Consider the following 13,055-nt stretch of genomic DNA (forward strand, 5'->3'; position numbering starts at 1 on the left):
CTTGGAGCCTCACGATGAATATTGCCGCCCAGAAACTCACCCCCACCGTCACGACGGGCGCCCTGCCGGCCTCGCGAAAGATCCACATTTCCGGCGCGATGCACCCGGAAATCCGCGTGCCGATGCGCGAAATCGCGCTGCACCCGACCTCCGGTGAGCCGCCGGTCACGGTCTATGACGCTTCCGGCCCCTATACCGATCCCACCCATGTCGTTTCCATCGAGGGCGGCCTGCCTCGTCTTCGCGAAAGCTGGGTTGCCGCGCGCGGCGACACGCAAGCCTATGAGGGCCGTCGCATCCGCCCGGAAGACAACGGCTTTGCCACCGGCGAGCGGCTGACGCCGGAATTCCCGGTGCTGAGCCGCCCGCGCAGGGCGACCGACGGCAGGGCCGTGACGCAGCTCGCCTATGCCCGCGCCGGCATCGTCACGCCCGAGATGGAATTCATCGCCATCCGCGAAAACCTCGGTCGCAAGGCAACGAAGGAAGCGCTTGCCCGTGACGGCGAAAGTTTTGGCGCACATATTCCCGATTTCGTGACGCCGGAATTTGTACGACAGGAAGTGGCGAGCGGCAGGGCGGTCATCCCCGCCAATATCAACCACCCCGAAGCCGAGCCGATGATCATCGGCCGGAACTTCCTTGTGAAGATCAACGCCAATATCGGCAATTCCGCCGTCACCTCCTCCATGGCGGAGGAGGTCGAGAAGATGGTCTGGGCGATCCGCTGGGGCGCCGATACGGTCATGGACCTTTCGACCGGCCGCAACATCCACAATATCCGCGAATGGATCATCCGCAATTCGCCGGTCCCCATCGGCACCGTGCCGCTCTACCAGGCGCTGGAGAAGGTGAACGGCATCGCCGAGGACCTGACCTGGGAAGTCTACCGCGATACGCTGATCGAGCAGGCAGAACAGGGCGTCGACTATTTCACCATCCATGCCGGCGTGCGGCTGCACTACATCCCGCTCACCGTAAACCGCGTTACTGGCATCGTCTCGCGCGGCGGCTCGATCATGGCCAAGTGGTGTCTGCATCACCACCGCGAGAGCTTCCTCTACGAGCATTTTGAGGAAATCTGTGACATCGCCCGCGCCTATGACGTCACCTTCTCTCTCGGCGACGGCCTGCGCCCCGGCTCCATCGCCGACGCCAACGACGCCGCGCAATTCGCCGAACTGGAAACGCTCGGCGAACTGACGCAGATCGCCTGGCGGAAGGACTGCCAGGTTATGATCGAAGGCCCCGGCCATGTGCCGATGCACAAGATCAAGGAGAACATGGACAAGCAGCTTGCCACCTGCGGCGAGGCCCCCTTCTACACGCTCGGCCCGCTGACGACGGACATCGCCCCCGGCTACGACCACATCACCTCGGGCATCGGCGCGGCGATGATCGGCTGGTTCGGCACGGCCATGCTCTGCTACGTCACGCCCAAGGAACATCTCGGCCTGCCGGACCGCAACGACGTGAAGGTCGGCGTCATCACCTACAAGATCGCCGCCCATGCCGCCGATCTTGCAAAGGGACATCCGGCGGCAAAAATCCGCGACGATGCGCTGTCGCGCGCCCGCTTCGAGTTCCGCTGGGAGGACCAGTTCAACCTCTCGCTCGACCCGGAAACGGCCCGCGCCTTCCATGACGAGACGCTGCCCAAGGAGGCGCACAAGGTGGCGCATTTCTGCTCCATGTGCGGCCCGAAATTCTGCTCCATGCGCATCTCCCACGATATCCGCGCCGAGGCGCAGAAGGAGGGGCTTGAGGCCATGGCGGCGAAATTCCGTGAGGGCGGCGATCTCTACATGCCGCTTTCGGGAGAATGACCATGCGCATCCTCGTCAAAGGCGCCGGCGTCGCCGGCCTCGCCACCGCCTGGCAACTCTACCGCCACGGCTTCGACGTCACGATCACGGATCGCGCGCCAAAGGTGGCGAGCGGGGCTTCCGGCCTTGCCGGCGGCATGCTCGCCCCATGGTGCGAGCGGGAAAGCGCCGAGGAGCCGGTGCTGACGCTCGGCCGCACCGCCGCCGACTGGTGGGAGGCAGCCCTGCCCGGCCATGTGCACCGCAAGGGCACGCTGGTCGTTGCCGCCGGCCGCGATGCCGGCGAACTCGACCGCTTCGCCGGCCGGACGAGCGGCTGGGAATGGCTGGACGCAGAAGGCATCGCCGCGCTGGAACCGGACCTTGCGGGACGCTTCCAGAAAGCCCTGTTCTTCCGGCAGGAAGCCCATCTCGATCCGCGCCTTGCCCTTTCGGCCCTTGCCGCCGGGCTGGAGGAGGCGCGCATGCGGTTCCTTCTCGGCGCCAGGGACAAGGGCGGGTACGACAGGGTGATCGACTGCACCGGCGCGGCCCGCATCGGCCATCTGCCGGCGCTTCGCGGTGTTCGCGGCGAGATGCTTCACCTCGAAACCGACGAAATCCGCCTGTCCCGGCCCGTCCGCCTGCTACATCCCCGCCACCCGCTCTACATCGTGCCACGGGACGGCAATCGCTTCATGGTCGGCGCGACCATGATCGAAAGCGGCGACGAAGGCCCTGTCACCGCCCGCTCGCTGATGGAGCTGCTGAACGCCGCCTATGCCCTGCACCCGGCCTTCGGTGAGGCCCGGGTCATCGAAACCGGCGCGGGCATCCGCCCGGCCTATCCCGACAACCTGCCGCGCGTGACGGAGGATGGCGACACCATCCACGTCAACGGCCTCTATCGCCACGGCTTCCTGCTTGCGCCCGCCATGGCGGGAGAGGTCGCCCGCATCCTCCTGCGTGAGCGGCAACCGGAAAGGAAAGCCTCATGACCTTCATCATCAACGGCGAGGAACAGGAGGTCTCCGCCGCAACGCTCGCCGACCTGCTGACCGCGCTCGACTATGACGGCGACTGGCTGGCGACGGCGGTCAACGGCGAGCTGGTGCACCGCGAGGATCGCGACGCCTTCACGCTCGGCGCGCGCGACCGCATCGAGATCCTTTCGCCCATGCAGGGAGGCTGACATGCTGAAACTCTACGACGCCGAGGTCGGCTCACGCCTGCTGCTCGGCACCGCGCGCTACCCTTCCCCGGCCGTTCTCGCGGAAGCGGTGCGGCGCTCGAGAACCGAGGTCGTCACCGTTTCTCTGCGCCGGGAAAGCGCGGGGAGCGAGGCGGGCGGGGCCTTCTTCGGGGTGATCCGCGACCTCGGCGTGCGCGTCCTGCCCAACACCGCCGGCTGCCACAGCGTCAGGGAGGCTGTTCTGACGGCGCAGATGGCGCACGAGGTCTTCCGTACCGACTGGATCAAGCTGGAGGTGATCGGCCATCACGACACGCTCCAGCCCGACGTCTTCGGCCTTGTCGAGGCGGCGCGCATCCTCACCGGCGAGGGTTTTCAGGTCTTCCCCTATACGACCGACGATCTCGTCGTGGCGGAACGGCTGCTGGAGGCCGGTTGCCGCGTGCTGATGCCCTGGTGCGCGCCCATCGGCTCGGCCATGGGGCCGGTCAACCCGATGGCGCTGCGCACCTTCCGCGCCCATTTCCCGGAAATTCCGCTGATCGTCGATGCCGGTATCGGTCGTCCCTCGCATGCCGCGAGCGTCATGGAACTCGGCTACGACGCCGTGCTGCTCAACACCGCGGTCGCCGGGGCCGGCGATCCCGCCGCCATGGCAGAGGCCTTCGCCCATGCCATCGAAGCCGGCCGCATGGCGCACCGGGCCGTGCCGCTCGAACCGCGCGACATGGCCGTTCCCTCCACACCCGTCATCGGAAAGGCCGTCTTTTCATGAAGCTCGATCCCTTCTATCTCATCGTCGACAGCGCCGGCTGGATCGAACGGCTGGTGCCCATTGGCGTCAAACTCGTACAGCTTCGCATGAAGGATCTGCCGGAAGACCGGCTGCGCGCGGAAATCCGCCGGGCGAAAACCGTCTGCGCCCAGCACGGCTGCCAGCTCATCGTCAACGATTACTGGCGGCTCGCCATCGAGGGGGGCTGCGACTTCGTGCATCTCGGGCAGGAAGACCTTGCCACGGCCGACGTGGGCGCCATCCGCGCCGCTGGCATGAAGCTCGGCCTTTCCACCCATGACGAGGCGGAACTGGAAACGGCGCTGGCCGCAAAGCCGGATTACGTGGCGCTCGGCCCTATCTGGCCGACGATCCTGAAGAAGATGAGATGGGCGCCGCAGGGTGTCGAGCGGCTGGCGGACTGGAAGGCGCGCATTGCCCCGCTCCCCCTCGTCGCCATCGGCGGCCTCAACCCGGAGCGCCTGCCGGCCGTCTTCGAGAACGGCGCCGACAGCGCCGCGGTCGTGACCGACATCACGCTGAACGCAGACCCCGAAGCGCGCACCCGAGAATGGATCGCCCATACGGCGCGCTGGCGATAGATCAGGCTTTCGGCGCGATCTTCCAGAGCCGTCTGGCATTCCCGGAGAAGACGCGCTGCCTGTCCTCAAGGCTGACGCCGGAAAGCAATGCCTGGCTCGCGCCGATCCAGGTGGAAAGGCCGCCGCCGAGCGTGCAGACCGGCCAGTCGCTGCCCCAGACCATGCGCTCGAAACCGAAGCATGCCGCGACATGGGCGAAATAGGGCTTCAGGTCCTCCAGCGTCCAGTCATCCGCGCCATAGGCGGGGATGCCTGATAGTTTGACCGTGACGTTCGGCCGGCGGGCGATCTCCGCGACCGGCTCCTTCCACAGATCGAAACCGCCGCCCTTGATGTCTGGTACGCCGCAATGGTCGAGTACGAAGGAAACATCGGGGGCGAGATCGGCAAGCGCAATCGCCTTCTCGATCTGATGCGGCAGCACGCAGAGATCGAAGTTGAGACCGGTCCCGGCCAGCCGGCCGATATTCTCCCGGAACAGCGCGCCTTCGGAAACATCGTCGGGCACAACATGTAACACCCGGCGAAAGCCGCGCACGAAGGGGTCGGCCAGCGTCCGTTCGAGATAGGCGGGAAAATCGGGCGATTCCGGCCGGCAAGCGGCGATGGCGCCGACGAGCAGACTACCCACCTCCCCGGCCAGCGCCTCGACCATCGCGGTCTCGCGGGCCATATCGTCGGGCGCGACATCCACTTCCATATGCAGCGCCGCGACGATACCGAGCCGGCGTGCCTCGCGCGCATAGGCCTCATGGGTGAAATCGGCATCGAGCGGCGGGACATTCGCCAGCCAGGGATAGGACAGCCGGCCCCGGTAAATGAGATGCAGGTGCGTATCGACGATCATGATGCGTCCTCACTGGTGAACCCTGCGCCGGTCATCTCCGATAGCCGGGCCGTCGCCTCGACGACGAGTTGGATCGTCGCGGACATGTCGGGGGCCGCGGACGCGTTGATCAGCGCGATGTAGGGCACGGTCAGCGCCGCAATGGCGGTTCCGTCCGCCCCGAGCACCGGGGCGGAAAGGTTGACGACACCGGCGGTCTGGGCGCTCGGCATCATCTCATAGCCGCGGGCGCGGATGAGATCGAGGCGCGCCAGGAATTCCGGCGTCACCCGCCCGTCCGCGTCGCCGTCGCCGAGATGCTCGGCGATCATGCGCTCGCGCTCCGGCGGCGTGCGGAAGGCCAGAAGCACATGACCCGAACCGGTATCGAACAGGCCGATGCGCGAGCCGACGCGGATAGAAATGCCCCAGTAACCCGGGGCTTCCTGCTGGGCGATGACGACCGGGTTGCCGCGGTCGAAGACGACGAGCTGGTTCGCCTGGCGGGAGGCTTCGGCAAGCTCGCGCATGACAGGCACCGCGAAAGAAGCGAGGCGGCGCGGCGGCGCGTGAAGCTGGGCGAGGCCGAAGAGTTTCAGCGTCAGCGAGAAGCGGTCGCCGTCGATGCGGGTGACATAGCCGCGCTTCACGAGGCGGTCGAGCATGCGGTAGAACTCGTTGGGACTGCGGCCGAGCCGTTTGGCGATGTCGGCCTGCGTGAGGCCGCCATCCACCCCGGCCAGAAGCTCCAGGATATCCAGCCCCTTGTCGAGCGCCGGTGCCCGGTAGCGATCGTTTTCCTCGTCCGACACGGTCTCTCCTCGCAATAAGCAGCTTCGGCACGGCAAGACCCGGAACGGGATTGGGCTTGACGAAACCGTCTTGTTGCCTTGTATATAAATGATCTGCTTATTAATGAGCAATAGTCGATATCGTCAGGGACATCATGACCAGGATCACCAGCCTCCGCTCGATAGACCTGCGCTTCCCCACCTCGCAGAAGCTGGACGGTTCGGACGCGATGAACCCCGACCCGGACTATTCGGCCGCCTATGTCGTGCTCGGCACGGATGCGGCAGGGCTGGAAGGCCACGGCCTCACCTTCACCATCGGTCGCGGCAACGAAATCTGCTGCGCGGCCATCGACGCGATGCGGCATCTCGTCGTCGGCCTCGACCTCGACTGGATCCGCGAGAATCCCGGCCGCTTCTGGCGGCATGTGACGAGCGACAGCCAGCTTCGCTGGATCGGCCCGGACAAGGGCGCGATGCATCTTGCCACCGGCGCGGTGGTCAATGCCGTCTGGGACCTTCTCGCCAAGGAGGCCGGCAAGCCCGTCTGGCGTCTCGTGGCCGAGATGAGCGCGGAGGACATCCTTTCCATCGTGGACTTCCGCTACCTGACGGATGCGCTGACGCCCGAGGAGGCGCTGGCCATCCTGAAGAAGGCGGAGACCGGCAAGGCGGAGCGCATCGCGACGCTCGAGAAGGAAGGCTATGCCTGCTATACGACCTCGGCCGGCTGGCTCGGCTATGACGACGAGAAGCTGCGGCGGCTCTGCCGGGAGGCGGTCGAAGAGGGCTTCACCCATATCAAGATGAAGGTCGGCCGCGATCTTGAAGACGACAAGCGCCGCCTGCGCATCACCCGCGAGGAGATCGGCGACGAGCGCTTCCTGATGATCGACGCCAATCAGGTATGGGAGGTGGGGCAGGCGATCGACTGGGTGAAGGCGCTGCAGCCCTACAAACCCTTCTTCATCGAGGAGCCGACCAGCCCCGACGACATTGCCGGCCACAAGGCGATCCGCGAGGCGATCCATCCGGTCAAGGTGGCGACGGGGGAGATGTGCCAGAACCGCATCGTCTTCAAGCAGATGATCGCCGGCGGCGCCATCGATATCGTGCAGATCGACAGTTGCCGCATGGGCGGCCTCAACGAAGTGCTGGCCGTGCTGCTGATGGCGGCGAAATACGGCCTGCCCGTCTGGCCCCATGCCGGCGGCGTCGGGCTTTGCGAATATGTGCAGCATCTCTCGATGATCGACTACGTGGCCGTCTCTGGCACGAAGGATGGCAGGGTGATCGAGTATGTCGACCACCTGCACGAACATTTCCTCGATCCCTGCCGCATCGAGAACGCCGCCTACATGCCACCGACGCGGCCCGGCTTCTCCATCGAGATGAAGCCGGAATCGATTGAGGCCTATACGTTCCGGCCATAGGAGAGCGGGCGGCGCAGCTTCCAAATCCTGTGCCGGGCTGCTAGTTTCTCCGCTCAAACACAGGAGAATTCCCATGAAAATCAGCGCTCGCAACCGCCTCAAGGGCAAGATCGTCGAAGTCATCCTCGGCGCGACGACCGCCCATGTGCGCATCGATGTCGGCGGCGGCTCGATCATCACCGCCGCGATCACCAACGAAGCGGTGAACGAGCTGGGCCTTGCCGCCGGGCAGGAAGCCTATGCCGTCGTCAAGGCTTCCGACGTGATGGTCGCCATCGACGACTGAAGCAATTCCGGCAAAGTGCGCAGCGGTCTAGCGTCCGCAATTGCGCAAAATAAGAGGATAGGGCGTTTTCGCGATTCAGAGAAAAGCGGAAGCGCTCTAACCCTCGATCTTCTTGCACATATGCACCTGGCCGGTCTCGAAATCGCCCTGCTGGGGCGGCGCAATTGGCTTGAAGAGCGCCCGATCCGGCTTCAGGTCGATCAGCGGTGTGCCGTCGAGGCAATCGAGACCGCGCACGAAGAGGCGATTGCCCTCGATCTTCTCCAGAACGACGATGGACGTGCCGATCGGATTGGGCCTGACGGGCGAGCGGATGGAGAAGGTGCCATGCACCTCGCCGTTCGAGGCCGGGCTTTGCAGTACGAGGTCGCGCCGCGAGTGATGCAGCCAGTACAGCACTTCCAGCCGTTCGAACCGCTCCACCCCCTTCAGCGCCGCCACCCATGGCTCGAAGATCTCGATGGTGCAGACCGGCCCGTCCGGCCGGCCCTGCCGGGGTGTTTCCAGACGCGAGGTCCAGGGCGTCGAAATCCGGCCGATGAAGACGAGCGCGGCATCCTCAGCCTGCGGCGGCGCGATCGCCACCTCGTTCGTGCGGATTTCATTCAGTCGGACCATGCCCATCTCCATCGCTATATCCCTTTGAATATGACGATAGCGGTCGAAAGGCCCTTTTGAAAGATGGGAAATCCGATAACAGGCGGCGGCCTATTCCTCGCCGCCGGCCTTGCCGTCGAGCTTGAGGGCGGCAAGCTCCTCCAGCATGTCGAGAAGCGCGTCCACCCGCTGCGTCCCGAAGCGCGCATCGATATCCGCATAGACGCGGCGGGAATCCGGCATCACCTCGTCGATCACCGCTTGGCCCGCCGGCGCGAGCTGCAACAGCACGCGGCGGCCGTCGTCCTTGTCCTTGTGGCGCAGGATCAGGTTGCGCTCCTCCAGCGAGCGCAGCATGCGCGTAAGGCTCGGCGCGAGGATGAAGGCCTTTTCAGCAAGCTCCGACGCGTCGAGCATGCCGGCCTCCGCCAGAACACGCAGCACGCGCCATTGCTGCTCGGTGACGTCATGGTCGGCGAGGATCGGCCGGAAATGGCTCATCACCGCCTCACGCGCCTTCAGAAGGCCGATCGCCAGCGAGCGCCGGCGTTCACGCGGAGACCCGTCGTTCGTCTTGTCGGAATTGCTCATGTCCGAAGGCGCACCGTTCATCGTCCTGCCTCTATCCGCGATTTTCCCGGCCCGCGCAATGGAAAGCCGGTAAGAACGGTTCGCTTGCCGCCGGCCGGCATGCTAGCGTCCGGGCCGCAAACAGCCTATCGAAAGCGCAGCACGCCATGACAGCCGCAAACGCCACGCCCGGCCCCACCTATATCTTCGCACCGCCCGCCGTTCCCGCCCTGCCGGTCAGGGGCGCGTCCGCACTCTTTCCGGTGCACCGCATCTATTGCGTCGGCCGAAATTTCGCCGACCACGCGATCGAGATGGGGCACGACCCGGCGAGGGAGCCACCCTTCTTCTTCCAGAAGAACCCGGATACGCTCACCGCACCTGACAACGGCTTTCCCTATCCTTCCGCAACCGGCGACGTGCATCACGAGGTCGAGCTGGTCGTGGCGCTGAAGAGCGGCGGCAGCGACATTCCGGCGGAAAGCGCGCTTGATTGCGTCTACGGCTATGCCGTCGGGCTGGACATGACGCGCCGCGACCTGCAGGCCGAGGCCAAGAAGCTCGGTCGTCCCTGGGAGATCGCCAAGGCCTTCGAGCATTCCGCTCCCTGCGGCCCGATCCACCCGGCAGCCGAGATCGGCCATCCGGCGCGCGGTGCGATCCGGCTTGCCGTCAACGGCGCGGTCCGCCAGGACGGCGACCTCGGCCAGATGATCTGGAAGGTGCCAGAGATGATCGCCCATCTCTCCCGCCTCTTCGTTCTCGCGCCGGGCGACCTGATCTTCGCCGGCACACCCGCAGGCGTGGGCGCGATCCAGCGGGGCGACGTGATGGAAGCCCGTATCGACGGGCTGGACGGCATCGTCGTGACGGTCACCTGAAGGCGTGGTTCCCTGCGACAGGACGCCACGCACATTCCCCGCCTTGTTTGATCAATGTCAAAGAACGAAGCCCTTCGCGGGCCTACTTCTTGGCTCATGAACGATTGACGTTCGTCAGAAGGAGAATTCCAGTGCGTACCATGGCAAAGAGCATCGTCGGCGCGGCAGCAGTCATTCTGGCCCTCGCGCTTCCGGCAGCGGCGGCGGATTTTGAAGTGCATATGCTGAACAAGGGCGCCGAAGGCGCCATGGTGTTCGAGCCGGCCTTCGTGAAGGTTGCCCCCGGCGATACCGTAACCTTCATCCCCACCGACAAGGGCCACAATGTCGAGACGATCAAGGACATGATCCCCGAGGGTGCGGAAGCCTTCAAGAGCAAGATGAACGAGACCTACAAGGTCACCTTCGACAAGGCCGGCGCCTATGGCGTGAAGTGCACGCCGCATGTCGGCATGGGCATGGTGGGCGTCGTCGTGGTCGGCGATGCACCGGCCAACCTCGATGCCGTCAAGACCGGCAAGCTGCCGAAGAAGGCACGCGAGCGCATGGACGCCGCCATCGCGGCAGCCGGTCTCTGATACGAGACACGTCCTTACGGGCGGGGGCCGAAAACCCGGGGCGGAGCGATCCGCTCCGGGTTTTCTTTGTCAATCCGCCCATTCGGGATCGGTGGTGAAGGCGATGGTCAGCCAGCGGTCCGGCCCCTCGTTGCCGATGGCCAGGCCAACCTCGTCGCGGATGGCATCCCAGTCCTGCAGCTTGCGCGCGGGGAAGTTCCCCGGAACGATGAAGTAAAGCTCGATCTGCCGGCCGCGACCGACACGGGCGACATAGGCCCGGTAGGAGAGAAAGCCGTGCCGCTGGACGACGGCTTCCGCCACGGCATCGACATGGCTCTTCAGGTCCGCGGGGGTGACGAGCAGGATATCGGTGAGCGCCCGACGGATCGTGCCGGCCGGGATGGGGATGATGACGAGGCAGACGAGCGCCAGCGCGACCGGGTCGATATAGGGCGACAGCCATTCATGCTCGGTGCCCTGGATCAGGGCGCCGCCCAGGAAGGCGACGAGCAGCGCGCCGGTAAGACCGGACGACATGATCCAGGACTTGACGTCGAGCGCGACGAATTCCGACTGGATGGTGCGGTTCGCCCGTGCGCTGACGACGGCCATGCTGATCGTGATCACCAGCGTCACGACGGAATAGGTGATCGCCGCGCCGAAATCGAACAGCCGGCCGCCGTTCATGATGCTGCTGACGGCATTGATCAGCGCGTAGATCGCCGCACCGGTAAGCAGGATACCGTTGAGGCCCAGCACCATCGGCTCCAGGTGCCAGAAGCCCATGGTGAAATGCTTGACGAGCGGGTTCTTCTCGTCGGTCGCCGAGGAGGCGATAAGGTTGGAGACCACGAGCGCCAGCACGGTCATCGAGGCGTCCGTCATCGCGTAGATACCGTCGAAGATGATGGCGAAGGAACCGGAGAGGATGCCGAACAGGATGCCGACACCGGCCAGGAGGATGGTAACGGCAATCGAGACACGCAGCAGTCCCTGTTCCGTTTTCATCATGAGGCAGCCCTTTCCCGATCGAGATTTCGCCCGTTATAGCGGCCCATCGCATTAAATTCCATCTTCTGCATGATACGGATTTACACATTTAATTTTCTAATGGTGCGGCCGCCTGTTAATTTCATCCCCACACGCTCACAGGATGGCCCATGCTGAAACTTGCCCTGCTTTCGACCTGGCTCCTCCTTGCGATCCCCTCCCTTCCCCTCCTTGCCGCCGAAAATACGATGACCCAGTTGCACAAGGCCGCAGCCGCCGGCGACACCGCCGCCATCCGGACCCTGCTCGCCGAGGGCGCGGATATCGAGGCGCGGGACGCCCGCGGGGCGACCGCGCTGCTCGTCGCCACCCACGCCAACAAGGTGGAAGCGGCCCGCGCGCTGATCGAGGCGGGCGCGAACGTCAACGCCAAGGACGACATCCAGGACAGTCCCTATCTCTATGCCGGCGCACGCGGCCATCTCGATATCCTCAAGCTCACGCTCGCCCATGGCGCGGACCTTGCGAGCATCAACCGCTACGGCGGCACCTCGCTGATCCCGGCCTCCGAGCGCGGCCTCGTCGAGACGGTGGACACGCTGATCAAGGCGGGCGTCGCCGTCGACCACGTCAACCGGCTCGGCTGGACGGCGCTTCTGGAGGCGATCATCCTCGGCGACGGGGGCAAGCGCCACCAGGAGATCGTCGGCCTTCTGATCGCGGCCGGCGCCAATGTGAACCTTGCCGACAACGAAGGCGTGACGCCGCTTCGGCATGCCCGCGACCGCGGCTTCGACGAGATCGCCGCCCTGCTCGAAAAAGCAGGGGCGAAATGACGGAATACAAGACTGGAAACACTCAAGACAAAGGGCCTGAGACGATGCAAAGAAGCTACTACTCCTCCCTCGGCGGCCACCCGCCGCAGACCGACCTGCTGACCGGCCGCGCCGTTTTCACGGAGGCCTATGCGGTGCTGCCCAAGGGCACGATGCAGGACATCGTCACCAGCTTCCTGCCGTTCTGGGAAAACACGCGCTGCTGGGTCATCGCCCGCCCGCTCTCGGGCTTTGCCGAGACCTTCTCGCAGTATGTCATGGAAGTCACTCCCGGCGGCGGCAGCGACCGGCCGGAGCAGGACCCGGAGGCCGAAGGCGTGCTCTTCGTCGTCGACGGCGAGGTGGAGCTGACGCTGCCGACCGGCAAGCACACGCTTTCGCCGGGCGGCTACGCCTTCCTGCCGCCGAGCCTGAAGTGGTCGCTGCGCAACCGCTCTGGCGCCCATACCCGCTTCCACTGGATCCGCAAGGCCTATGAGGCCGTGGACGGTCTCGATCATCCCGAGCCGCTGATCCTCAACGAGAAGGACATCACCCCTTCCGTCATGCCCGATACGGACGGCGGCTGGGCGACGACCCGCTTCGTCGACCCGAACGACCTTCGCCACGACATGCACGTGACCATCGTCACGCTGATGCCCGGCGCCGTCATTCCCTTCGCCGAGACCCACGTCATGGAACACGGCCTCTACGTGTTGCAGGGCAAGGCCGTCTACCGCCTCAACCAGGACTGGGTGGAAGTGGAAGCCGGGGACTTCATGTGGCTGCGCGCCTTCTGCCCGCAGGCCTGCTATGCCGGCGGCCCCGGCCCGTTCCGCTACCTGCTCTACAAGGACGTCAACCGCCACATGGCGCTGAGACCCTTCGGCGCGCGCCGCTGAGCGGATCGCCCGGTCACCATGAAACCCGCG

16 protein-coding genes are annotated in these 13,055 nt (G+C 65.3%); 11 read left to right on the forward strand and 5 right to left on the reverse strand.

All coding sequences use genetic code 11. The annotated features are described in order from the left end of the window. The first annotated feature begins 14 nt into the window (after window positions 1-14). Genes thiC through MOE34_RS15560 form a run of 5 tightly spaced genes read left to right on the forward strand, consistent with a single transcriptional unit; the run spans window position 15 to window position 4,374 of the window. A complete protein-coding gene (gene thiC, locus MOE34_RS15540; RefSeq protein WP_242218293.1) occupies window positions 15-1,826 on the forward strand; it encodes a phosphomethylpyrimidine synthase ThiC in 1,812 nt (603 codons plus the stop codon). 2 nt (window positions 1,827-1,828) lie between these two features. Next, complete coding sequence (gene thiO, locus MOE34_RS15545; protein WP_242218295.1) at window positions 1,829-2,803, forward strand: glycine oxidase ThiO; 975 nt, start codon at window positions 1,829-1,831, stop codon at window positions 2,801-2,803. Further along, window positions 2,800-2,997 (forward strand): sulfur carrier protein ThiS, encoded by a 198-nt coding sequence (thiS, locus tag MOE34_RS15550; RefSeq protein WP_242218297.1) that lies wholly within the window; start codon window positions 2,800-2,802, stop codon window positions 2,995-2,997. The genes thiO and thiS overlap by 4 nt, the downstream gene beginning before the upstream one ends. A gap of 1 nt (window position 2,998) precedes the next feature. Further along, window positions 2,999-3,772 (forward strand): thiazole synthase, encoded by a 774-nt coding sequence (locus tag MOE34_RS15555; RefSeq protein WP_242218298.1) that lies wholly within the window; start codon window positions 2,999-3,001, stop codon window positions 3,770-3,772. Further along, window positions 3,769-4,374 carry a thiamine phosphate synthase gene (locus MOE34_RS15560; protein WP_242218300.1) on the forward strand — a complete coding sequence of 202 codons (606 nt, stop codon included), beginning with the start codon at window positions 3,769-3,771 and terminating at the stop codon, window positions 4,372-4,374. Before MOE34_RS15555 ends, MOE34_RS15560 begins: the two co-directional genes overlap by 4 nt. Window position 4,375: 1 nt before the next feature. Here MOE34_RS15560 and MOE34_RS15565 read toward each other — a convergent pair whose 3' ends face one another. Together MOE34_RS15565 and MOE34_RS15570 are read right to left on the reverse strand one after the other, a co-directional pair. Further along, window positions 4,376-5,221, reverse strand: a complete 846-nt coding sequence (locus MOE34_RS15565; RefSeq protein WP_242218302.1) for an amidohydrolase family protein — start codon at window positions 5,219-5,221, stop codon at window positions 4,376-4,378. Further along, window positions 5,218-6,012: an IclR family transcriptional regulator gene (locus MOE34_RS15570; RefSeq protein ID WP_242218303.1), complete on the reverse strand. Its 795-nt coding sequence runs from the start codon at window positions 6,010-6,012 to the stop codon at window positions 5,218-5,220. The genes MOE34_RS15565 and MOE34_RS15570 overlap by 4 nt, the downstream gene beginning before the upstream one ends. 134 nt (window positions 6,013-6,146) lie before the next feature. Between MOE34_RS15570 and MOE34_RS15575 the strand changes: the two genes are divergently transcribed. Both MOE34_RS15575 and MOE34_RS15580 read left to right on the forward strand, forming a co-directional pair. After that, window positions 6,147-7,424, forward strand: a complete 1,278-nt coding sequence (locus MOE34_RS15575; protein ID WP_242218306.1) for an L-fuconate dehydratase — start codon at window positions 6,147-6,149, stop codon at window positions 7,422-7,424. Window positions 7,425-7,497: 73 nt separating this feature from the next. Continuing rightward, the gene (locus MOE34_RS15580; RefSeq protein WP_160785110.1) at window positions 7,498-7,710 is read left to right on the forward strand and encodes a TOBE domain-containing protein; all 213 of its coding nucleotides are present in this window, start codon (window positions 7,498-7,500) and stop codon (window positions 7,708-7,710) included. Between the two features lie 96 nt (window positions 7,711-7,806). Here MOE34_RS15580 and tsaA read toward each other — a convergent pair whose 3' ends face one another. Both tsaA and hpaR read right to left on the reverse strand, forming a co-directional pair. Beyond that, window positions 7,807-8,328 (reverse strand): tRNA (N6-threonylcarbamoyladenosine(37)-N6)-methyltransferase TrmO, encoded by a 522-nt coding sequence (gene tsaA, locus MOE34_RS15585; protein ID WP_242218310.1) that lies wholly within the window; start codon window positions 8,326-8,328, stop codon window positions 7,807-7,809. Between the two features lie 90 nt (window positions 8,329-8,418). Next, the gene (gene hpaR / locus MOE34_RS15590; protein WP_242218315.1) at window positions 8,419-8,898 is read right to left on the reverse strand and encodes a homoprotocatechuate degradation operon regulator HpaR; all 480 of its coding nucleotides are present in this window, start codon (window positions 8,896-8,898) and stop codon (window positions 8,419-8,421) included. A gap of 146 nt (window positions 8,899-9,044) precedes the next feature. Here hpaR and MOE34_RS15595 point away from each other — a divergent pair, with 146 nt between their 5' ends. Together MOE34_RS15595 and MOE34_RS15600 are read left to right on the forward strand one after the other, a co-directional pair. Next, window positions 9,045-9,758 carry a fumarylacetoacetate hydrolase family protein gene (locus MOE34_RS15595; RefSeq protein ID WP_242218316.1) on the forward strand — a complete coding sequence of 238 codons (714 nt, stop codon included), beginning with the start codon at window positions 9,045-9,047 and terminating at the stop codon, window positions 9,756-9,758. Between the two features lie 140 nt (window positions 9,759-9,898). Further along, a complete protein-coding gene (locus MOE34_RS15600) occupies window positions 9,899-10,336 on the forward strand; it encodes a pseudoazurin (protein WP_242224089.1) in 438 nt (145 codons plus the stop codon). A gap of 69 nt (window positions 10,337-10,405) precedes the next feature. On the opposite strand, the gene MOE34_RS15605 is transcribed toward MOE34_RS15600, so the two are convergent. Continuing rightward, window positions 10,406-11,326 (reverse strand): cation diffusion facilitator family transporter, encoded by a 921-nt coding sequence (locus MOE34_RS15605; RefSeq protein ID WP_242224091.1) that lies wholly within the window; start codon window positions 11,324-11,326, stop codon window positions 10,406-10,408. A gap of 230 nt (window positions 11,327-11,556) precedes the next feature. Here MOE34_RS15605 and MOE34_RS15610 point away from each other — a divergent pair, with 230 nt between their 5' ends. Together MOE34_RS15610 and MOE34_RS15615 are read left to right on the forward strand one after the other, a co-directional pair. Further along, window positions 11,557-12,144: an ankyrin repeat domain-containing protein gene (locus tag MOE34_RS15610; RefSeq protein ID WP_431522445.1), complete on the forward strand. Its 588-nt coding sequence runs from the start codon at window positions 11,557-11,559 to the stop codon at window positions 12,142-12,144. A 44-nt stretch (window positions 12,145-12,188) separates the two neighbouring features. After that, the gene (locus MOE34_RS15615; RefSeq protein WP_242218320.1) at window positions 12,189-13,025 is read left to right on the forward strand and encodes a bifunctional allantoicase/(S)-ureidoglycine aminohydrolase; all 837 of its coding nucleotides are present in this window, start codon (window positions 12,189-12,191) and stop codon (window positions 13,023-13,025) included. The last annotated feature ends 30 nt before the right edge of the window (window positions 13,026-13,055 follow it).

It is taken from the genome of Shinella zoogloeoides (assembly GCF_022682305.1).
GTDB lineage: Bacteria > Pseudomonadota > Alphaproteobacteria > Rhizobiales > Rhizobiaceae > Shinella > Shinella zoogloeoides_B.